This is a genomic window from Moraxella sp. FZLJ2109 (genome assembly GCF_024296965.1).
Lineage (GTDB): Bacteria > Pseudomonadota > Gammaproteobacteria > Pseudomonadales > Moraxellaceae > Moraxella.
Genome location: NZ_CP101112.1, coordinates 2372135 through 2392594, shown reverse-complemented (window position 1 = coordinate 2392594; position 20460 = coordinate 2372135). Strand labels below are relative to the sequence as shown.

The 20460-nt window shown below is 45.8% G+C and carries 20 protein-coding genes; 14 read left to right on the top strand and 6 right to left on the bottom strand.

Going from position 1 to position 20460, the window contains the following annotated elements:
* Positions 1–2 precede the first annotated feature (2 nt).
* Positions 3–746, bottom strand: coding sequence for a hypothetical protein (locus NKU06_RS11380; RefSeq protein ID WP_254731247.1), 744 nt, complete (start codon positions 744–746; stop codon positions 3–5).
* A 230-nt stretch (positions 747–976) separates the two neighbouring features.
* Here NKU06_RS11380 and NKU06_RS11375 point away from each other — a divergent pair, with 230 nt between their 5' ends.
* The 8 genes from NKU06_RS11375 to ruvA all read left to right on the top strand — a co-directional run bounded on the left by NKU06_RS11375 (position 977) and on the right by ruvA (position 8904).
* Positions 977–1492, top strand: coding sequence for a hypothetical protein (locus tag NKU06_RS11375; RefSeq protein WP_254731244.1), 516 nt, complete (start codon positions 977–979; stop codon positions 1490–1492).
* Between the two features lie 2 nt (positions 1493–1494).
* Positions 1495–1800: a hypothetical protein gene (locus NKU06_RS11370; RefSeq protein ID WP_254731241.1), complete on the top strand. Its 306-nt coding sequence runs from the start codon at positions 1495–1497 to the stop codon at positions 1798–1800.
* Positions 1801–2369: 569 nt separating this feature from the next.
* Positions 2370–3779, top strand: a complete 1410-nt coding sequence (gene glnA / locus NKU06_RS11365) for a type I glutamate--ammonia ligase (RefSeq protein WP_254731238.1) — start codon at positions 2370–2372, stop codon at positions 3777–3779.
* A 269-nt stretch (positions 3780–4048) separates the two neighbouring features.
* A complete protein-coding gene (locus tag NKU06_RS11360) occupies positions 4049–5305 on the top strand; it encodes an FAD-dependent monooxygenase (protein ID WP_254731235.1) in 1257 nt (418 codons plus the stop codon).
* 207 nt (positions 5306–5512) lie between these two features.
* On the top strand, positions 5513–6715 hold the full coding sequence (locus NKU06_RS11355) for a phosphoglycerate kinase (protein ID WP_254731232.1): 1203 nt from the start codon (positions 5513–5515) through the stop codon (positions 6713–6715).
* A gap of 147 nt (positions 6716–6862) precedes the next feature.
* Positions 6863–7081, top strand: a complete 219-nt coding sequence (locus NKU06_RS11350; protein WP_254731229.1) for a lipoprotein — start codon at positions 6863–6865, stop codon at positions 7079–7081.
* 167 nt (positions 7082–7248) lie between these two features.
* Entirely contained in the window at positions 7249–8286 is a 1038-nt protein-coding gene (fba, locus tag NKU06_RS11345) for a class II fructose-bisphosphate aldolase (protein WP_254731226.1), read from the top strand.
* Positions 8287–8904 carry a Holliday junction branch migration protein RuvA gene (ruvA, locus tag NKU06_RS11340; RefSeq protein WP_254731222.1) on the top strand — a complete coding sequence of 206 codons (618 nt, stop codon included), beginning with the start codon at positions 8287–8289 and terminating at the stop codon, positions 8902–8904.
* A 202-nt stretch (positions 8905–9106) separates the two neighbouring features.
* Here ruvA and NKU06_RS11335 read toward each other — a convergent pair whose 3' ends face one another.
* Positions 9107–10003, bottom strand: coding sequence for a LysR family transcriptional regulator (locus NKU06_RS11335; RefSeq protein ID WP_253223746.1), 897 nt, complete (start codon positions 10001–10003; stop codon positions 9107–9109).
* Between the two features lie 240 nt (positions 10004–10243).
* Positions 10244–10549: a hypothetical protein gene (locus tag NKU06_RS11330; RefSeq protein WP_254731219.1), complete on the bottom strand. Its 306-nt coding sequence runs from the start codon at positions 10547–10549 to the stop codon at positions 10244–10246.
* A 403-nt stretch (positions 10550–10952) separates the two neighbouring features.
* Here NKU06_RS11330 and leuC point away from each other — a divergent pair, with 403 nt between their 5' ends.
* The 3 genes from leuC to leuB all read left to right on the top strand — a co-directional run bounded on the left by leuC (position 10953) and on the right by leuB (position 14165).
* Positions 10953–12371: a 3-isopropylmalate dehydratase large subunit gene (gene leuC, locus NKU06_RS11325; RefSeq protein ID WP_254731216.1), complete on the top strand. Its 1419-nt coding sequence runs from the start codon at positions 10953–10955 to the stop codon at positions 12369–12371.
* A 12-nt stretch (positions 12372–12383) separates the two neighbouring features.
* On the top strand, positions 12384–13031 hold the full coding sequence (leuD, locus tag NKU06_RS11320; RefSeq protein ID WP_254731213.1) for a 3-isopropylmalate dehydratase small subunit: 648 nt from the start codon (positions 12384–12386) through the stop codon (positions 13029–13031).
* Between the two features lie 63 nt (positions 13032–13094).
* A complete protein-coding gene (gene leuB / locus NKU06_RS11315) occupies positions 13095–14165 on the top strand; it encodes a 3-isopropylmalate dehydrogenase (RefSeq protein WP_254731210.1) in 1071 nt (356 codons plus the stop codon).
* 109 nt (positions 14166–14274) lie between these two features.
* Here leuB and NKU06_RS11310 read toward each other — a convergent pair whose 3' ends face one another.
* Positions 14275–15876: an ABC transporter substrate-binding protein gene (locus NKU06_RS11310; protein ID WP_254731207.1), complete on the bottom strand. Its 1602-nt coding sequence runs from the start codon at positions 15874–15876 to the stop codon at positions 14275–14277.
* 293 nt (positions 15877–16169) lie between these two features.
* Between NKU06_RS11310 and NKU06_RS11305 the strand changes: the two genes are divergently transcribed.
* Genes NKU06_RS11305 through NKU06_RS11295 form a run of 3 tightly spaced genes read left to right on the top strand, consistent with a single transcriptional unit; the run spans position 16170 to position 18266 of the window.
* Complete coding sequence (locus tag NKU06_RS11305; RefSeq protein ID WP_254731204.1) at positions 16170–17258, top strand: cell envelope integrity protein TolA; 1089 nt, start codon at positions 16170–16172, stop codon at positions 17256–17258.
* Positions 17259–17306: 48 nt separating this feature from the next.
* On the top strand, positions 17307–17855 hold the full coding sequence (locus tag NKU06_RS11300) for a MotA/TolQ/ExbB proton channel family protein (RefSeq protein ID WP_254731201.1): 549 nt from the start codon (positions 17307–17309) through the stop codon (positions 17853–17855).
* Between the two features lie 9 nt (positions 17856–17864).
* Entirely contained in the window at positions 17865–18266 is a 402-nt protein-coding gene (locus tag NKU06_RS11295) for a biopolymer transporter ExbD (protein WP_253223737.1), read from the top strand.
* Between the two features lie 74 nt (positions 18267–18340).
* Here NKU06_RS11295 and NKU06_RS11290 read toward each other — a convergent pair whose 3' ends face one another.
* Together NKU06_RS11290 and NKU06_RS11285 are read right to left on the bottom strand one after the other, a co-directional pair.
* Positions 18341–19618, bottom strand: a complete 1278-nt coding sequence (locus NKU06_RS11290) for a DUF2868 domain-containing protein (protein WP_254731197.1) — start codon at positions 19616–19618, stop codon at positions 18341–18343.
* Positions 19615–20442, bottom strand: a complete 828-nt coding sequence (locus tag NKU06_RS11285; RefSeq protein WP_254731194.1) for an RnfABCDGE type electron transport complex subunit B — start codon at positions 20440–20442, stop codon at positions 19615–19617. The genes NKU06_RS11290 and NKU06_RS11285 overlap by 4 nt, the downstream gene beginning before the upstream one ends.
* Positions 20443–20460: the final 18 nt, after the last annotated feature.

Here is a 20460-nt window from a genome sequence, read left to right as displayed (position 1 = left end):
ACTTACCACCAGCGTGTGCGTTCGCGCGTGTGCCGCTTGCGAAAACGACTATATACCGTATCGTGATTTGGGTTGGATAATCGCTCAAAAATTTCGATGACGATTTGCCCAAGCTCATGGCTGCCACACACTTTATCCAGTCGCCAGCGCATATTGCGAATGCTGTCATCGGTACCGACGGCGAATGCTGATGTGCCATCAAATAAGGTGACGCGCTCGTTTTGTAGTTGGGTGCGTGTTTGCTCATTCTCGCGCAAGGACACATCACACAGCAGGTGTTCAGTTTCTTGTAGTTTTAGCGTATTGATCAGCACCACCGCATTCATCAAGATCGCCTGTAGCGTCGCGTTATCATCATAATCAATAAAAGTATCGCACGCTGAGATCAGCCATCGTGTGTTCAATGTCTGTAATAAAAAATCGCGCTCAGTCTGCCACAATGCCTTGAATTTGGCGAAATTTGCCACCGCATCAATATCACGGCGAATCAGCACGATTAGGCTTGCGTGATAATGTGCCAGCTCTGGGCTGCCGATGAACTCTTGGCGTAGATTGGCGATGTGTGTCTGCAGATCCTTATCCGAGCCAAAGGTATAAATAGGGACATCGCCATCAATGATGGTCGATTTGAGCGTAGCGATATCCACACTTGCCAGTGCTTGCGCCACTTTATCGCTGCCAGCACGGCGCTTGTGTCGGCTTAGAGAAAACCATTGTTCGAATTTGGATTTTTGTCTGGGTGGCATAATGTGCTTTGGGCTCTATCATTGGGTTTGTAAATTTGGGCTGATTCAGCTGCCCGTGATGGGATTTTTATTAAAAAATTCAATGTACAATCCATCAAGATATCTGTTTATTTTACTTGAAATAAAGGGTATGTGCTAGTGAATTTTGAAAAATCCAAGCAGGTGCAGCACTAGCCAAAGCGCACAAACTTCAGTACAATAGGACAACTTTTATTTAAGCCATGAAAATTATGTTTTTGCCAAAAATCTGTTCTGCCGCCATCTTTGGCGCGCTACTACTCACCGCCTGTTCGAACGATGCATCAGCACCTGTCAAGTCTGCCGAGCCTACTCAGTCCGCCCAAGCAGCAAGCAGTAATTTTCAAGGCTGCTACACCATCGAACAAAGTGCGCCTGCACAGATCAAAATCAGTGGTGACAATGGTAACTATGTCATGCAGATGAAAGAAGGGCGTGATAAGTCAGATACATGGGATCAGCCTGAGAAACTGCTTGTGCAGCCTAAGAAAGACGGTTGGAAACACTTCTCAACTAACGCGCTCAATCTATCGGTGAGTGATGTTGTCGGCGAGATCATCGCGCGTCCTGATGGTGTGATGGCACTGGCGCAGATCGATAGTGCAGTTGCTAATACCAATCCTTTTGTCGATAGCAGCTATGTTGTCGCGCTGATGGGTGCAGTCAATACGATTTACCAAGTACCGTGTGACGACACGCGCGTCGAACTTGCGACAGCCAAGGAGTAATCATGGGATTTTTGGGTTATTTATTGATGGGTAGCATTGTCTATGTCATCGCTTTTATGATGAATCTTAAGCTGTTGCGTGCCAAGCGCAAATCAGGCGAGATTACATCCAGCACGCATCCGATTATTCTATCATGGCTCATCACTTGCTTTGTGATTATGCTTGGTGTCTCGGCGCTGATTGGGCGATTTATCCTTGATCATGACGGCTTTGACTGGGCGTTTATCGTGGTCAATAGCCTTGTGGCAACGGTGGTGTTTTATTTTGGATTAAATCCTGATACTTCGCAGATGAATCTGCCAGATTGATTGATAAAATTGATAAGATTAGAAAGAAAACTTGATAACGACTATAAAATCACACTATTTTACTGATGGTGTGATTTTTTTTATACCAAAAATTTGTCAATTGCCATCAGAAAACCACAACAAGGCAGGTTGAAAGATGCGAAAAATCTCCAAATTTTCAGTATTTTTAATTATAAAAACATATGTAAAAATAATAATATCTTATATATTTAGAAAATATCATGATATTTTAACTTTTTAATTTATAATTAAATATTCAACGAATTTTTATCATGAAAATAAAAACATTAAAATACAACAAGTTATAGAAATTTACTTCGAAAAACTATCCATTTTAGCAAGTTTTATCATGAATTTTTATATATTTATAGTATTTTATGATAATAGCATAATTTTTGCTGATTGACCCTTTACCTTTACCAAAAAAAGGCGTATCATTATTCACAAGCCAATGAAGAGACGGTGAATTGGTTCAATTTGTTCAACAGAACTGATCTGGATTCACCACTTCAGCATCGTTTCACAAGCTTTTAAAAAATCAAGCTTTTATATCAAAAAAGGAGAGCATTATGTCAAACAGGCTATTTGACTTGATCGAATCATCAGGCGCAAAATGGGTGGATTTTCGTTTCACCGACACCCATGGTAAAGAGCTACACCTAACTTTCCCTGCCAATACTGTCGATGAAGACACTCTAGAAGATGGCAAAATGTTTGACGGCTCGTCAGTCGCTGGCTGGAAAGGCATCGAAGCATCTGACATGATCTTGCTACCTGATCCAGAGACTGCTTATGTTGATCCATTCTTTGAAGCACCAACTGTGGTGGTCACTTGTGATGTCATCGAGCCTGCTACACTACAAGGCTACGAAAAAGACCCACGCTCTATCGCTCGCCGCGCTGAAACTTATCTAAAATCAACTGGCATCGGTGATACTGCATTCTTCGGTCCAGAGCCAGAGTTCTTCGTATTTGATGAAGTGAAATGGGACATCGACCAATCAGGTGCGCGCAACACCATCGTATCAGAAGCTGCTGCATGGTCAACGAACAAAGACTACGCATGGGGCAACAACGGTCAGCGTCCACATGTCAAAGGTGGCTATGCGGTGACTGCACCAGTCGATCACTACCACGATATGCGTGCGGTAATGTGTGATCGCATCGAAGACATCATGGGCGAAGGTCGCGTGGAAGTACATCACCACGAAGTTGCATCTAGTCAGCTTGAGATCGGTGTATCGTTCAATACCCTAGTGAAAAAAGCGGACGAAGTACAACAATTTAAATATGTCGTACAAAATGTCGCGAACCAATTTGGCAAAACTGCAACCTTCATGCCAAAACCAATCGTCGGTGACAACGGCTCAGGTATGCATGTGCATATGTCAATCTCAAAAGATGGCGTGAACACTTTCTCTGGTGATGAATACGCAGGTCTATCAACCACTGCACTACACTTCATCGGTGGTATCATCAAGCACGCTCGTGCATTGAATGCCATCACCAACCCAACGGTGAACAGCTATAAGCGTCTAGTACCACACTTTGAAGCACCGATTAAGCTTGCTTATTCAGCATCAAACCGCTCAGCATCGATCCGTATTCCGCATGTGTCAAGCCCGAAAGCGGTGCGTATCGAAGCGCGCTTCCCAGATCCAGCAGCGAACCCATACCTTTGCTTTGCTGCACTATTGATGGCGGGTATCGACGGTATCGAGAATAAGATCGACCCAGGTGAGGCTGCAGATAAGAACCTATACGACTTGCCACCGGAAGAAGAAGCATTGATCCCAACCGTGGCAGAAAACCTAGAAGCCGCCCTAAAAGCACTTAAAGAAGATCATGCATTCCTACTAAAAGGCGATGTGTTTTCAAAAGAAATGATCGATGCTTATATCGACCTAAAAATGCAAGAAGTTCACAAGATGAACGAAGCGGTACACCCGCTTGAGTTTGACTTGTACTATCGCTGCTAATGTATTTAATAACTAAGTATTTCAATGACTTAGTGATTAAATAAAGTTGGAGTAAGCCCTAGAATTGGTGGAGATTCTAGGGCTTACTTCTTTTTGTTTGTGTTAAAGGTGGTGTGTGGTAATGATGTATTAAGTGTGTTTTTGGGCAGATTTTGGGGATTTTGGTGTAAATTGTCCCAATTGTCCCAAGGAGATTTATGAGATTACCTAAAGTGTATTAAAGTGCTATAATAGCAAGCAATAAATTCGTTGATTATTTGGATAAATTGGTGAAATTACGAACAAATTACGATTTTATCATCATCGGTGCAGGCACAGTCGGTATGGCGTGTGCGATCGCTTTGGCGCAGCGTGAGTATTCGGTATTGCTGTTGGATAATAAGCCTGCACCGAGCGCGGATGATTTTGCGAAGCGGCTAGCTCAGCGAGATGCGCGTGTCTATGCGCTCAATACCGCAAGCATTGCACTGTTTGACGCCGTCGGCGTATGGCAGAACATGACGCGCCGCGCTGATTATACCGCCATGCAGGTCTGGGCAAAAGATGGGCGCGGTGAGCTGAAATTCGGCGGTGATGATGTGCTTCATCCAAGTATTTTGGGTTCGATGGTTGAGCCGTCGGTGATTGATCATGCCTTGTGGCAAAAATCCTTAATGCTTAGCGATCATCTGCACATTGGCTATGGCGCACAATTATTAGGCGATGGCATGGCATTTGATGTACTGAGTGATGGTGTGATGGTGCGATTTGTCATGGATAATCAGTCGTACGCTGCCAGAGCCAGCATCGTACTTGGTGCAGATGGTCGCGGCTCGATGGTGCGCACGACGCTTGGCATTGAGCTTGCGCGCCTTGATTATCATCAAACTGCCATCTGCTGCGCCATTCATACTGATAAGCCACATGGTCAAACCGCCCGTCAAGCGATGCTACCGACTGGGACTTTGGCGCTGTTGCCATTGGCGGATTTGCACGCGGATGATGGCGGTCATTGGCAATCGGTGGTGTGGACGCTGCCAAGTGCTTTGGCGTATGATTATTTAGACAAATTTAAACAAGATCCGCAGTTTTTACTCCATGAGCTTGAGCAGGCAAGTGGCTTTGAGCTTGGTGCGATCAGTCAGGTAGAATCGGTGGCAAGCTTCCCCCTATCGGCACAAATGGCGGCGCGCTACCATATCGGTCGCGTAGGGCTGATGGGCGATGCGGCACATGGCGTGCATCCATTGGCAGGGCAGGGGCTAAACTTAGGTCTGGCAGATGTCATCGCGCTACTTGATAGCGTGGATAAATACAAACATCAGCACCGCAAGCTTGACGCGCGGCTGCTGCACGACTATGAGCACGCGGTTAAAGGGTATAACGCACTGATGATGCACAGCTTTTCTATGATTAATTTTGCATTTGCATCAGGTGTGGCGGATTTGCACAGCTTTGGTTTTGTGCGCAGTGAAGTGATGAATTTGCTCAGTAAAAACCGCGCGGCGATGGCATTTTTTGAGCAGCACGCCAATGGGCAGGGCTGATCGATGTGATCATTGCCAAATCAATGGGTGATTTTTACAAACATTTATTATATTTATCAAATTTATCATAGCATTCACTAAATTTATCATTATTGCAACTACTGGCTGATTTCTTTATAATTTAGCGAAATTTGTGGGTGATTGAATAGTTTTGCCCCAAAATTTGTACAGTTTTTATACAATTTTTAGCCAAGAAAAGGATACAGTATGTCTATCGTCGCCATGAAAGATCTGGATTTAGCAGCCAAGCGCGTATTGATTCGTGAAGATTTGAATGTGCCGATTAAAGATGGCGTCATCACCAGTGATGTGCGATTGCAAGCGGCTTTGCCGACGCTAAAAGATGCATTGGCACAAGGTGCGGCGGTGCTTGTGGCGTCACATTTGGGTCGCCCAACAGAAGGCGAGCCTGAAGCAAAGTATTCTTTGGCGCCTGTGGCTGAGTATCTTGCCAAGCATTTGGATGCCAAAGTGCGCTTTGAGACTGATTATCTAAACGGCGTAGAAGTGGCGACAGGCGAGCTTGTACTACTTGAAAATGTGCGCTTTAATGTTGGTGAGAAGAAAAATTCTCAAGAGCTATCTGAGCGATATGCCAATCTGTGCGATGTCTTTGTGATGGATGCCTTTGGTACTGCGCACCGCGCACAAGCATCGACCGAAGGTGTGATTCGTGCCGCTGCTGCTCAAGGCAAAGCTGTCTGTTCGGGCAATCTATTGACCGAAGAGCTGAATGCTTTATCGCGCGCGCTTGATAATCCTGCCGCGCCTGTACTTGCGATCGTTGGTGGTTCAAAAGTATCAACCAAGTTGGATGTATTATTAAGCCTAGCTGATAAATGTGACAGCATCGTCGTCGGTGGCGGTATTGCCAATACTTTCCTTGCAGCGACAGGTGTGAATGTCGGTGCATCGCTATACGAGCCTGACTTGATCGACACCGCTAAAGAAATCATGAGCAAAACTCAGATTCTGCTACCAAATGAAGTGGTGGTTGCGGACAAATCACAGATTGATTTTGAAGATTTTCTAGGTTCGCTGGCTAAGGCGGATGCGGTGGTCAAGTCAGTCGCTGATATCGGTGATAATGATATGATCCTAGACATCTCAGAAAATAGCGCGAATATCATCGCCGATCATATTAAAAACGCTGCGACTATCCTTTGGAATGGCCCTGTGGGCGTGTTTGAAGTGGATAAATTTGGCACTGGTACTAAGATTTTGTCATTAGCAGTCAAAGACAGCGCGGGCTTTAGCATCGCAGGTGGCGGTGATACTTTGGCAGCGATTGATAAATATCAAGTAGCAGACGATGTCAGCTACCTATCAACAGGCGGCGGCGCGTTCCTTGAGTTCGTCGAAGGTAAGACCTTGCCTGCGATTGCTGCGTTAGAGCAGAGCAACAATTAATTAGTATTGACACGCGTTACTCAAGCCTTTGTTACTTTTTGTTGCATATTGGCTATTGCACTTGTCAAATTTGCGTTTGCAAGCTAAACTATCGTGTGTCAATAACTAATCCTGCATCGGACAGGCAATCAACAAGAGAGATTAATTATGAAAAAGATCGCATTGGTTGCAGCAGTGGCTGCATTGGCACTGGCAGCCTGCTCAAAGCAAGAAGAAAAAGCGGCTGAAGCACCAGCTACTGAGCAAGTAGCACAAGAAGCAGAAGCGGCTGCACAAGAAATTGCGCCTGCCAATGAAGCGACAGCAACTGCAGAAGCAAGCGCTGATACCGCAGAAGCGAAAGTTCCTGAAGATCAAAAATACTAAGCTGATCATAGATTGGCAAAACAGCATTGATAAACGGCGTTTGTCAATGCTGTTTTTTTATGCAGTTATACAAACTTGCAGTGCATTGCGGCTAAAATTTTGCTATAATCAGCACTGAAAATGACCTAAAATTTCGGACACATTCTAAACCAATTTGGGAGATACTCATGGCACTGGTTTCACTACGCCAACTACTGGATCATGCAGGTGAGCACGCTTATGGCTTGCCGGCATTTAATGTCAATAACCTTGAGCAGATGCGCGCCATCATGATGGCAGCGGACAAGACCGATTCACCGGTTATCGTGCAGGCATCGGCAGGTGCGCGCAAATACGCAGGCGCGCCATTTTTGCGTCATCTAATCCTATCAGCTATCGAAGAGTGGCCACACATTCCTGTGGTTATGCACCAAGACCATGGCACTAGTCCTGCAGTGTGCCAACGCTCAATTCAGCTTGGTTTTAGCTCAGTGATGATGGATGGCTCGTTAAAAGAAGACGGCAAAACCCCAGCAGATTATGACTATAATGTCAGCGTGACTCGCGAAGTCGTGAAAATGGCTCATGCGTGTGGCGTGTCTGTCGAAGGCGAAATCGGCTGTCTAGGTAGTCTTGAGACTGGTATGGCGGGCGAAGAAGACGGCGTGGGTGCAGAAGGTGTGCTTGACCACAGTCAGCTATTGACTTCTGTCGAAGAAGCGCGTCAGTTTGTCGCTGATACCAATGTCGATGCGCTTGCTATTGCTGTCGGTACTTCACATGGTGCGTACAAATTCACGCGCCCACCAACAGGTGACATCCTAGCGATCGATCGCATCAAAGAAATTCACGAAGCACTGCCAAACACCCATCTTGTCATGCATGGCTCAAGCTCAGTGCCACAAGAATGGCTAAAAATCATCAACGAAAACGGCGGTGCTATCGGTGAAACTTATGGCGTGCCAGTTGAGCAGTTGGTCGATGCCATCAAGCACGGCGTGCGTAAAATCAACATCGATACCGACCTGCGCCTAGCATCTACTGGTGCGATTCGTAAGTTCATGAACGAGCATCCTGCTGAATTTGATCCGCGTAAATACTTAGCAGCATCGATGAAAGCGATGGAAGAGATCTGTGTGGCACGCTATGAAGCCTTTGGCGCAGCGGGTAATGCCAGCAAGATCCGCCCAATCAGCCTAGAGTCGATGGTCGGGTATTATAAATAAATGATCGGCATGATTACAGGGCAGGTGCATTCGCTGAATGCGCCTGTCGCTTGCGTGATGACAGCAGGTGGGGTGGGCTATGAGATTGAATTGCCGATCCCGTCTTTTTGCCAATTGATTTTGGGCAATCACATCAGTGTTTATACACATCTGGTGGTGCGCGAAGATGCGCACAGCTTGTTTGGCTTTATTGATAAGCAAGACCGCGATGTGTTTCGTAAATTGATTAAAATCAATGGTGTGGGCGCAAAAATGGCAGTTGCCATGCTCTCAACCTTAACCGCAAGCGAAATCAAACGCGCGGTCGATCAAGATAATGATGTCGCCTTGGTGCGCGTACCGGGTATCGGTAAAAAAACCGCTCAGCGCATCATTCTTGATTTAAAGGGCAAATTGGCAGAATTTAGTGATATGAGTGCAGAGCCAAGCGATGGTTTGTTTGCCGATACCACATCAGCCAATCCGATGCAAATCATTGCTGAAGTGGAAAGTGCCTTGATCAGCCTTGGTTATAAAGAAAAAGAAGCTCAAGCTGCGATCAAAGCAGCACAATCTGATGATGTAGCGACCACCCAAGCTTTATTAAAAGCAGCGTTACGCCAATTGTCAGGGTTTTAAGTTTTTAAAATCTGGCTTTAAAAGTTAAATTTTATAAAAATACCAATGCGTATATTGACGACATTGGTATTTTTTTTCATCTGTTTTTCTAAGTGATTAATGATATAATCAAACAAATTTGAAAAGAGCTAAAAAATGAGCGAAGTTGTACAAGTAGTGCTACAAGTCAGTTTGACTTGAGTATTATTTCAAAGTTGACAGGCTATAACAACACTGGATTATCGGATTTGTCATCAATCGACAACATCGATAAGAGCGCCTGCATACTGGCTGAGCGCGTCAAATTCGGATTGGTCACCACGCCCAAATGCCGCTGAAGTTCGATATTTTCTGCCATATCAATTTTAATCAAATCCTGATTAATCAAAGTCTCAGGCAGTACCGACCAACCCAAACCCACCGACACAAGCATGCGGATAGATTCCAATGGATTGGTGCTCATCGTCGCATATGGACGCAGATTGTGCTTGGCAAATTCTGCCAAGGTGATCTGACTGGTGAAAGTATTCGCCGCAGGTAAAATCGCAGGATAATGCGCAAGCTGCAGTAGGCTGACTTTGGATTTTTGGGCAAGTGGGCTTAGTGTCCCTGTGACGAAATATAAAGGATCGCTCCACAGTGTGTGGTAATTGAGCCTGCGATCAAAGGTCGGTGGTAGTGTCAAAAAGGCAAGGGCGATCTCACCTTCGAGCACTGCTTTATGCGCTTCTTCAGAATCAACAAACCGCACTTCGAGCTGTACCGCAGGATAAGTTTGGATAAATCTTTTTAGCACAGGTGCAAGGTGATGTAAGCCAATGTGATGACTTGTACCGATGACTAAGCGACCCGATGCTACTTCTTTGGCGTGCTGCAGGCTGGCTTTGCACGCTTCATAATCATCGAGCCAACGACGCACAAACGGCAATAAATCATGTGCTGCAGCAGTAGGGATGATGCTGCGACCCACGGTGTCAAATAGCACCGTGCCAAATTCATCTTCAAGATTTTTGATGCGTTTACTCACCGCAGGTTGGGTGATGTACAGCTTTTCGGCAGCGCCTGAGATGCTACCTGTTTGCATAACGGCGACGAAAGTGGCAAGGTTGGTCGTATTCATAGTATCATCCTAAATTTGCACAGGGCAAAGACAGCGGTGATTAACGGTATGATCAATTGCCTGCAGTGGCTTAGCCATACCAAGTCAATGCAAGTTGGCTGATTGATTATTTGGTTAATTCACCATATTTTCCTATGAATAGCTTAATATATTCCAAAAAGTTTTGCAATGATAATTTCTTGGAAATAGCAAATGAGAGACATCGGTCTATTTATTGACTGCTTGATGACATATTGGCGATCAATCATGATAAAATTCATGTGCTTTATATAAAATCAGCAACAGCGAGCCATAGCAGAAAATGCTGACCAAGCACAAGATTAAAAAGGCAATACTTGTCTGCTCAACAGATGCCTGCTCGGCAAAAGGGTTGTGCACCATGCCTGCGCCTAAGAAAAGCCAATTGACAATGATCTGTAGTACAAAACCAACAGCACAGATGCGTGTGACGAGTTTTTCGGCGTGCTGATTGGCGATTTTTCGTACAATGATAAAACTAATCACAAAAACAAGTGCGATCAAAATCGCAGAAACCAAATATAGCATGGCTATTCCTTTAAGAATAATGAACAGTTTATAAATCAAATCAATGGATTTGGACTGGTTATCGCAAGTTGTACAAGTTTCATTGAAATTTATAAACCTTATCATAAAATAACACAAAAAGTACAACCGCGCAATGATCGGCAGGTTTATCAATTCCAAAAGGTTATTAAATACATAAAAATAATAAATTATAATTATGGATTTATTTTTGCTATAATTGCGTATATCTATTAAACTATAGCTAATGATTGTGGCGGATGAATTGCTGTGCCATTGGATGATGCGCATACCGCATACAGCAAAGTTGTGATTGACATGATGTTGATTTGTATTTAATTTTCCATGATAATGCTAAGTTTGATTATTTATTAATTTTAAATTACCAACCATTTAGGAGTGCAAAATGGCAGGCAGAACGCTTTATGATAAACTTTGGGATGATCACTTGGTGGCAAGCCGCGATGATGGCTCAAGCTTAATTTACATTGACCGCCAATTATTACACGAAGTAACATCACCACAAGCCTTTGAAGGCTTAGAGCTTGCAGGTCGCAAGCCTTGGCGTTTATCGGCAAATGTGGCAACACCTGACCACAATGTTCCGACATCTGCCAAAGAGCGTAGCGAAGGCGTAAGCGGAATCAAAGATGAAACTTCACGCATTCAAGTACAAACTTTGGACGAAAATTGCCAAAAATTCAACATCACTGAATTTACCATTAATGACATTCGTCAAGGTATCGTCCATGTGGTAGGGCCAGAACAAGGCTTGACCTTACCGGGAATGACCGTTGTCTGTGGTGATAGCCATACTGCAACACATGGTGCATTTGGTTGTCTTGCTCATGGTATTGGTACCAGTGAAGTTGAACACGTTTTAGCGACACAATGCCTAGTCCAAAAGAAAATGAAAAATATGCTGGTGCGTGTGGACGGCAAACTTGGCAAAGGCGTTACCCCTAAAGATGTGGTACTCGCTATCATTGGTAAAATTGGTACAGCAGGCGGAACAGGACACGCCATTGAATTTGGCGGACAAGTCTTCCGTGATATGTCTATTGAAGGACGCATGACCGTTTGTAATATGGCAATCGAAGGCGGAGCAAGAGTCGGCTTAGTTGCTGTTGATGAAAAAACCATTGAATACGTTAAGGGTCGTCCGTATGCGCCAACAGGTGCTGAGTGGGATAAAGCCGTAGCATATTGGAACACCTTACATTCAGATGATGATGCCCATTTTGATACCGTGATTGTGATGAATGGTGAAGACATTGAACCACAAGTCTCATGGGGAACATCACCTGAAATGGTCATTCCAGTAACGCAAAACGTACCAACTCTTGAGCAAGCAAAAGACGATGTACAAAAAAATGACTGGACGCGTGCTTATCAATATATGGGTTTAACGGCAGGACAATCCCTTGCTGATATTCAACTTGACCGAGTATTTATTGGCTCTTGCACCAATTCACGCATTGAAGATATCCGTGCGGCGGCTGAAGTGGTTAAAGGACGTAAAGTTGCTGATACCATTAAACAAGCGATGGTTGTTCCGGGGTCTGGTTTGGTGAAAAAACAAGCAGAAGAAGAAGGATTAGATAAAATCTTTATCGATGCAGGTTTTGAGTGGCGTGAACCGGGTTGCTCAATGTGCCTTGCGATGAATGCCGATAAATTACAAGCAGGCGAACATTGTGCCAGCACCAGTAACCGTAACTTTGAAGGTCGTCAAGGTAATGGCGGTCGTACGCATCTGGTGAGTCCAGCGATGGCAGCGGCAGCAGCGATTGCAGGGCATTTTGTCGATGTGAGAAGTTTTTAAGGGGATAAGATTATGAAAAAATACACCATTGAAACAGGCATTGTTGCACCACTTGACCGTGCCAATGTTGATACGGATTTAATTATCCCAAAACAGTTTTTAAAATCCATTAAGCGCACAGGTTTTGGCGATAATTTATTTGATGAATTACGCTACCTTGATGAAGGCTATTTGGGACAAGATATTGCTAAACGCCCAAAAAATCCTGACTTTGTGCTCAACCAAGAGCGTTATCAAGGGGCAACCATTTTGCTGACTCGCAGTAATTTTGGTTGTGGTTCAAGCCGTGAACACGCGCCTTGGGCATTAAATGAATATGGATTCCGTACCGTTATTGCCCCAAGCTATGCCGATATTTTCTTTAATAATAGCTTTAAAAACGGTATGTTGCCTGTCATCTTAACTGAAAGCGAAGTTGATGAGCTATTTAAAGACTGTGAAGCAAATGTGGGTTTTACCTTAACCGTTGATTTGGAAAACCAAAAAGTCGTTTCGCCATCAGGTAAAGAATATCATTTTGAAGTGGACGCATTTCGTAAACATTGTTTGTTAAATGGTTTGGACGATATTGGTTTGACCTTGCAAGACAGCGATAGCATTCGTGCCTTTGAAGAAAAAGCCCGTGCGGATAGACCGTGGGTGTTTAAGGATTTGGCATAATTGTCAGTTGAGAGTTAAGGGTGGTTTTCGCCCTTAACTTGTTTTAATTTTAAGGAAATAACAATGACCAAACACATTGCAATTTTAAACGGTGACGGTATCGGACCTGAAATCGTTGCCCAAGCGGTGAAAGTGCTAGATAAACTGATTGCTGATGGCTTAGATGTCACTTATGAATACGCCAAATTGGGCGGTGAAGCCTATGATGCCTATGGCTCGCCATATCCTGCCGAGACTCAAGAAGTTGTGCGAAAAGCAGACGCTGTACTGCTGGGTGCGGTTGGCTCGCCACAATATGACAATTTAGAGCGTCCACTGCGTCCTGAGCGTGGGCTACTTGCCATTCGTAAGGACTTGAATTTATTTGCCAATTTACGCCCAGCGATTCTTTATAAAGAGCTTGCCAACGCATCCACCCTAAAGCCTGAAGTTGTGGCAGGGCTTGATATTCTCATCGTGCGTGAACTGACGGGTGACATTTATTTTGGTGAGCCACGCGGTATTCGTACGCTTGAAAACGGCGAGCGTGAAGGCTTTAACACCATGAAATACTCTGAGAGTGAGATTCGCCGTATTGCCAAAGTGTCGTTCGAAGCGGCACAAAAACGCGGCAAAAAGCTGTGTTCTGTCGATAAGGCAAATGTGCTTGAAGCGACCGAATTGTGGAAAGAAATCTTTACCGAAATGGCAAAAAATTATCCAGATGTCGAGTTGAGCCATATGTATGTGGATAATGCCGCAATGCAATTGGTCAAAGCGCCGAAGCAATTTGATGTGATTGCTACAGGTAATATCTTTGGCGATATCCTATCTGACCAAGCATCGATGCTGACAGGCTCTATCGGTATGCTGCCATCAGCAAGCCTTGACGAACATGGCAAAGGTCTATATGAGCCTAGTCATGGTTCAGCACCTGATATCGCAGGTCAAGATAAGGCAAATCCACTGGCGACCATTTTGTCGCTTGCCATGCTACTTCGCTATAGCCTGGGCGATGAAGCACGCGCCAAGCAAGTAGAAGATGCTGTTGGCAAAGTGCTTGAGCAGGGTCTGCGTACTGCGGATATCTATGAAGATGGCACAACGCTCGTTTCATGCTCAAAGATGGGTGAGGCGGTACTGGCTGCTTTGTAATGTTACCTTGCGCATAATTTGCATGATAATCCACACGATGATCATGCAAATTTTCTAATCAATAAAATCGCCAGTTTGATGATGAACTGGCGATTTTTTATGCATAATATTAAGGCTTAAATGATAAATCTTTGATCAGATAATTATCCAATGGATCATCATTAGAAAAACCTGATACATAAGGCTTGACCAGTCGCACGCTCAATGCTGAAAATAGCGGAATGACCGCAGTATCTTGGCTGATGAGTATCTCAACTTGGGTGTAGGCTTGGGTGCGCGCGGCGGCATCAGCATGATCACTGAGTGTACTGGCAAGCAGGGCATCGTATTGGGCATTGCTGTATTTGCCCGTGTTATTGCTATTGCCAGTTTTTAGCAGATTTAAAAAGCTGGATGGTTCATTATAATCCGCGCACCAGCCTGACAGCGTGATGGTGTATTTGCCTTGATTTTTACTATCCAAGAAGGCTTTCCACTCTTGATTATTCTGCGTGACATCGACTGCGCCATTGAGATTTTGTTTCCACATGGCAGCGACCGCGCTTGATAGCATCTTGCCAGTTTCACTGGTCGCGTACAAAAATTCAAACCTCAAAGGATTGGCGGTGCTGTATCCCGCCTGCGCCAATAAGGCTTGTGCTTGCTGATTGCGCTTGTCTTGATCCAGCTTTGTCCACTCAGGACTGATTTCGCCCATACCTTGAGTGGCGCTCGGTGTCAGCTGATAAGTCGGCACTTCACCACGCTTTAGCGCCTTGACCAACGGATCGCGCATCACCGTCATCGACAGCGCTTGGCGAATGCGTGTGTCATTGAGCGGTGCGGCGGCGATGTTCGGTTCTAGATAAAAGGTGCACAGCTTGGGCGCGGTGTGGATTTCGCTTGGTAGATCGGCTTTGATTTTCTCAAGCTGCTCACCAGGGACGGGCGCGATATCCGCTTCACCTGCCAGATAGCGATTCAGACCATTTTGGGCAGTGATGGGTAAAAATTGCACCTTGTCAATCTGTGTTTTGGCATTGTCATAATAAGCCAAATTGCGCTCAAGCTTGATATGGCTGCCAATCGTCCATTCGCTCAAGCGATATGCACCACTGACGACGATGTGCTCAGGATTGAGCCATTTTTCGCCAAATTGCTCAACGACCTTTTGTGGTACAGGGTAGGTCACAGGCAGCGCAAGCATATCGACAAAGTACGGCACGGCTTCAAGTAGGCGAATCTCGACGGTTTTATCATTGAGCGCGCGTACACCAAGCTGATCGCGGGGCAGCTTAGCTTCGGTGATTTCATGCGCATTGACCACCTTGGCATCCGCCAAATAACTCGCATACGGCGATGCAGTGGCAGGATCGACCAAGCGGCGCAGTGCAAAGACGACATCATCCGCGCGGATCGGTTCGCCATTTGACCAGTTGGCATCGCGTAGGGTGAAAGTCCAAGTCTTGTGATCATCACTGTGCCACGATGTCGCCAGTGCAGGCACGGTTTTGCCTGTGGCATCGGTCGTCACCAAGCCTTCGAACATCTGCCGAATGATTGCCGAACCGTGCGTGTCTTGGGACAGCTGTGGATCAAGCGAGCTTGGCTCTGCGCCATTGATGATCACCAGCGTGTCTTTATTGGCAGGTAAAGTGGCGCTCGTGTTCGGCTGACTGCACGCACTGAGCGCAAGAATACAGCAGGCAAGCGCAAGTTTTGGTGAGTTCATGGCAAATTTCCTTAAAACAGTAATGCGATAAAAATCATTATTTCATGCTAACAAATGTGTAGGATTTGGTCAAATGGTTGCAGAAAAATTTGTCGTAATTGATTTTAAATGTTATACTATTACATATTGATGAGAACGATTATTTATTGAGAAAAAATGTCAATTTGTGCGAAAAGTGATTGAATTTTTTGAAAATCAAATTATAATATGATGATTGATAATCGTTATCGTTTTTATTTATATTATTAAACATACAAGAATAATTGCCGAATTGGTCAAAATGGGTGAGTTTCGTGTTGGATTCGACAAATAAAACCAAAGCTGTGGCGTTGGCTGTCGCCTTGGTATTGCATGGGGTGGCAGGTCTTGGTATCGCAACGATGCAGATGAAGATTTTGACACCGTCAAAAATCACACCGCCGCTTGAGATTGAGTTTATCAAGCCGGAACCCGAAAAGCTCATTATCAATAATGAAGAGTCGCCAGATCTGACACCGATCGAGACGCCTAAACCTGTCAAGCAGCAAGCGGCACGCCAAATGAGTGAGGGTGCGGCACAGCCACAAGCGGTTACGCCGCCAAAGCTAGTTGTGCCACCGCAAGTCTTCAAGCCTACGCCCAAGCTTGTGAATGAGCCAAAGCCTGAACCTAAGCTTGAGTCAAAATCCGAACCTGCGCCACAAAAACCTGTGGTTGATCAAGAAAAAATCTTACTTCAAAGACAAGCTGAGCAAGCGGCATTTGAAGCACAAGAGCGCGCACGCCTAGAAGAAGAAAAGCAAAGACAAGCCCAAGAATTGGCACGACAGCAAGCAGAACAGCGCACTCGCGAGCAGCAAGCCCAAGCAGCGCGTGAAGCGGCTGAGAAAGAAGCGGCACGCCAAGCCAAACTTGCCCAAGAAAAAGCTCAAAGAGAACAAGCCGAACGCGATAAAGCTGAACAAGTGCGCAAAGATGCTGAAGCGCATGCCAAAGCGCAAGCAGCTGCCCGAGCCAAAGCTGCCCAAGGTACAGGCAAGCAAGGTGATGGCAAAGATGACAAAACCCAAAACGACAAAGGCGGTAAAGATGATAAAGACAACCAAGGCGGTGTCATCGGCGGTCAGGATTTGGGCACGATTTCTAATGCCAGCTGGGCGCGTAAGCCGAATTTTGTCAATGTAAATTCTAATAAAATCACAGGCAATGTCAGTACCACAGCGACCTTGACCATCGATGATAAAGGGCGTATCACTGCGGTCAGCGGCGTCTCCACAGGTGATAAGCAGCTGGATCGTGACATCGTCCGCGAGATCAAGCGTGCACGCTTAAAGCCATTTAAAAAGGGTAATAATACGCTGTCAGGTACAGCAACTTTACCAATTAACATCAACTTATCATAGCAATTTGTTATTATAAATTTATAAATCATATAAAATAGGTAATTAATTATGGATTTTGCATTTTATTGGTCGCATACTGATGCGGTGAGCAAGACTTTGTTTTTTGTACTGCTTGTGCTGTCATTGGCATCGTGGGTGATTGGTATCATGCGCGTGCTCAATTCGCGCCGCAGTGCCGACACCATCAGCCAAGATCTAACCAGTGCCATGGCGGATAATGATCTGAGCGGTTTGGATTTTAACCAAAAAAAGATGATCACCGAACAAAAGCTGCTGCAGCACATCGCGCGCCATCGTTATCAGCTTGAGCAGGGCTTGCCTGTGCTTGGTACGACGGCATCGATCGCGCCGTTCATTGGTTTGTTCGGCACGGTGTGGGGCATTTTCCACGCGCTTGCCAGTATCGGTGCGAGCGGTCAAGCAGGTCTTGCGCAGGTCGCAGGCCCTGTCGGTGAAGCGCTGATCATGACAGGTCTTGGCTTGGCGGTGGCGATTCCTGCGGTGATTTTTTATAATGTGGCGATGCGCTTGAACAAAAAAGCACTGCACATTGCCAATGATACCGCGCATCAAATCTTGGCAAAAACTGCACAATAAGGGGGCGGTATGGCTTTTGAATTGGGTGATAACCAAGACCAAGGCATGAATGAGATGAATCTAATTCCGCTCATTGACATCATGCTGGTGCTGATGATTATTTTTCTGGTGACGGCGACGGTGATGAACCCGACCATTCCGTTGGATCTGCCAAAAGCAACAAGCAGCATCAATGACGCGCCACCACAAGTACTACAAATCAGTATCGATGCCAACAGTCAGATTTATTGGGATAAAGAGCCTGTGAGCCTAGATGAGCTGTCGCGCCGATTCGGTGAGCAAGCGCAAGCAGGACAAAACCCACAGATCAATCTGCGTGCGGATAAAGCGGGTAAATATGATATGGTCGCGCAGGTGCTAGGCGCAGCTTCAGATGCAGGCTTGAAAAAGATTGCTTTTGTGAGTGAATGATGATTTCGCTTATAGATAAGCAAAAACCACTTAATTAAGCGATTAAGTGGTTTTTTTTGTTTGGTGCTTGGCAATTATTCATCGATCACCAAAATGCCATTTTCTTGCATTACTGCCTGCCAAGCGGTGAGATGGGTGTCTTTACCAATAAAGCAGACGATAAAGCCCAAGTCAATCGCTTGCAATAATTTAATTTTTCTTAAAATACCACGATCAGGTGGTGTACTGGTATCGATACCAAGATACAGCTGTGCTTGCTTGTGATTGCACAATGCCACCGCCGCCAAAATCTCATCTTTACTATCAATCACGCCGATGTCTTGTGAGCACTGCGCCGTCATTTGGTTTGCACTGTCTGCACGCTCAAGTGCTGCTTTGATTAACGCTGTGTGGCGCGGATACTGTATCGGCTGCGTATCTAGGATAGGGCTGGCTTGATAATCATCAGTGTCGATCACGCTTTGGCGAAATTGGTCAAGCAGCTTGGCATAATAGGGCGCACCAGTGTCGATGGTAAAGCTTAACTTGGCACGAGCTTGACAAAATGCATAGGCAAGGGCTCGCGGCACAATGCCATACAGCACAATACACGCCATCACTAAGTATGCAAACTGCGCAGGCGTGCTGTCAGTAGCGGTAGGCAGGGTCAGTCCAAGTTTGGCAGGAATGTAGCCGATCACGCCAAGCAGCTGATAAAAATGCGTATCATCAAGCAAAGTGGACTCAAAGCCAAAGCCATAACGACGAAACAAAAACAATCCCAATAAACCAAGCAAACTGCCAAACAGCCCAGCCAACCAAGCACCATGCAGACGCGCCGACAGATACCAACGGCGTACAGGGGCGATGGTCTTGATCATCACGGCAAGTGCAGCCTTATGAACGCTGTCATTGTCATGGGTTAGGTGCTTGTAAATGGGGTTATGAATCGTGATACGCTCAATGGCGCGTTCAAATAAGCTATTTTTTGGGCGTATAAGTCCAACAAACCACCACAAAAGCGAAAGTGTGTGCCAACCTAATAGCGCGATGATAATGTAGAAAAAATTAACAACACCTGCACCCAATACACCTGCCACACCCAGTAAACCCAATACAAAATACACCCCATAAATCAGTCGCACCGATGCACCGATGGCATCTTGGGTGGTGGTGAGTGCATCAAGCAGCTTATGATTACTATCAATCTTCTCGGCGCGGATAAATAGCCGATCATAAGCAGGCGTGGTATCGAACTTAAGCGCATCGGTGATGGGCTTTGGGTCTTGGGCGAAGATGAACTGCTGTGATTCTAGCTGTGCAATCATCTCAAGGCGTTGGTGCGCCAAGGTGCTGTCGTGCTTTGGGGTCATGGGCTACTCTCAAGTTCGGTAAGCTGTGCATTGAGCGCATCGAGCTTGGCAGTCAAATCATCACTTGGGTGCGCTGTCAATTGTTTGTTCAGTTTTTTGATTTGCGTGCGCAGTTTGGCGGCGGCGATGGTATTTTTGGCAGTGGTTTCATCGATCACGGGGGTGTCGCTGCTATGTAGCACATTGACCATCTGTGATTCGATGATGCTGACCACAGGCTTTGTGCCATCTTCGATGGTCTTGGCGACGCGGTTTAGGTGGTGGTGATAGCGTTTGCGCAAGTGGGCTTGTTCTTCGATGCGCTCATCATCGTCGATGTGGCGTGGGTATTCGACCAAGTCAATACAATCAACAGGACAAGGAGCAAGGCACAGCTCGCAGCCAGTACACAGATCGGTGATGATGCTGTGCATATGCTTGGCAGTGCCGATGATGGCATCGACAGGGCAGGCGGGGATGCACTTGGTGCAGCCGATGCAGTCGGATTCGCTGATGATGGCGCGCACTTCGATGGGGCGTAAGGTGGCAGGATCGGTGCGCCATTTGCTTTGGCTGGCAGGTAGCGGCTTAACATCCATGATCTTGGCGATGGCATCGGTGACGGCTTGCCCACCAGGTACGCACAGATTAATGGCGTCAGCGCCTGTGACGATGCCATGCGCATACGGCAGGCAGCCATCGTGATGACCGCACAATCCGCACTGGGTCTGTGGCAGAACAGCATCGATTTGGGCGATGGCGATGCGTTTGGCGTCGTCAAGCTCGGATAATGCCAAAGGGTGAAAAAGTACAGGTAAGTCGGTTAGGCGATCGGTGATGCTCATAAATCGGTATATTGTTTA

Excerpts from the sequence above, each read along its gene's own strand:
- leuC (WP_254731216.1), top strand. The coding sequence starts at position 10,953 with ATGGCAGGCAGAACGCTTTATGATAAACTTTGGGATGATCACTTGGTG.
- NKU06_RS11335 (WP_253223746.1), bottom strand. The coding sequence starts at position 10,003 with ATGAATACGACCAACCTTGCCACTTTCGTCGCCGTTATGCAAACAGGT.
- fba (WP_254731226.1), top strand. The coding sequence starts at position 7,249 with ATGGCACTGGTTTCACTACGCCAACTACTGGATCATGCAGGTGAGCAC.
- NKU06_RS11285 (WP_254731194.1), bottom strand. The coding sequence starts at position 20,442 with ATGAGCATCACCGATCGCCTAACCGACTTACCTGTACTTTTTCACCCT.
- leuD (WP_254731213.1), top strand. The coding sequence starts at position 12,384 with ATGAAAAAATACACCATTGAAACAGGCATTGTTGCACCACTTGACCGT.
- NKU06_RS11355 (WP_254731232.1), top strand. The coding sequence starts at position 5,513 with ATGTCTATCGTCGCCATGAAAGATCTGGATTTAGCAGCCAAGCGCGTA.
- NKU06_RS11370 (WP_254731241.1), top strand. The coding sequence starts at position 1,495 with ATGGGATTTTTGGGTTATTTATTGATGGGTAGCATTGTCTATGTCATC.
- NKU06_RS11375 (WP_254731244.1), top strand. The coding sequence starts at position 977 with ATGTTTTTGCCAAAAATCTGTTCTGCCGCCATCTTTGGCGCGCTACTA.
- NKU06_RS11330 (WP_254731219.1), bottom strand. The coding sequence starts at position 10,549 with ATGCTATATTTGGTTTCTGCGATTTTGATCGCACTTGTTTTTGTGATT.
- NKU06_RS11350 (WP_254731229.1), top strand. The coding sequence starts at position 6,863 with ATGAAAAAGATCGCATTGGTTGCAGCAGTGGCTGCATTGGCACTGGCA.
- NKU06_RS11380 (WP_254731247.1), bottom strand. The coding sequence starts at position 746 with ATGCCACCCAGACAAAAATCCAAATTCGAACAATGGTTTTCTCTAAGC.
- glnA (WP_254731238.1), top strand. The coding sequence starts at position 2,370 with ATGTCAAACAGGCTATTTGACTTGATCGAATCATCAGGCGCAAAATGG.
- NKU06_RS11300 (WP_254731201.1), top strand. The coding sequence starts at position 17,307 with ATGGATTTTGCATTTTATTGGTCGCATACTGATGCGGTGAGCAAGACT.
- NKU06_RS11295 (WP_253223737.1), top strand. The coding sequence starts at position 17,865 with ATGGCTTTTGAATTGGGTGATAACCAAGACCAAGGCATGAATGAGATG.
- ruvA (WP_254731222.1), top strand. The coding sequence starts at position 8,287 with ATGATCGGCATGATTACAGGGCAGGTGCATTCGCTGAATGCGCCTGTC.
- NKU06_RS11310 (WP_254731207.1), bottom strand. The coding sequence starts at position 15,876 with ATGAACTCACCAAAACTTGCGCTTGCCTGCTGTATTCTTGCGCTCAGT.
- leuB (WP_254731210.1), top strand. The coding sequence starts at position 13,095 with ATGACCAAACACATTGCAATTTTAAACGGTGACGGTATCGGACCTGAA.
- NKU06_RS11290 (WP_254731197.1), bottom strand. The coding sequence starts at position 19,618 with ATGACCCCAAAGCACGACAGCACCTTGGCGCACCAACGCCTTGAGATG.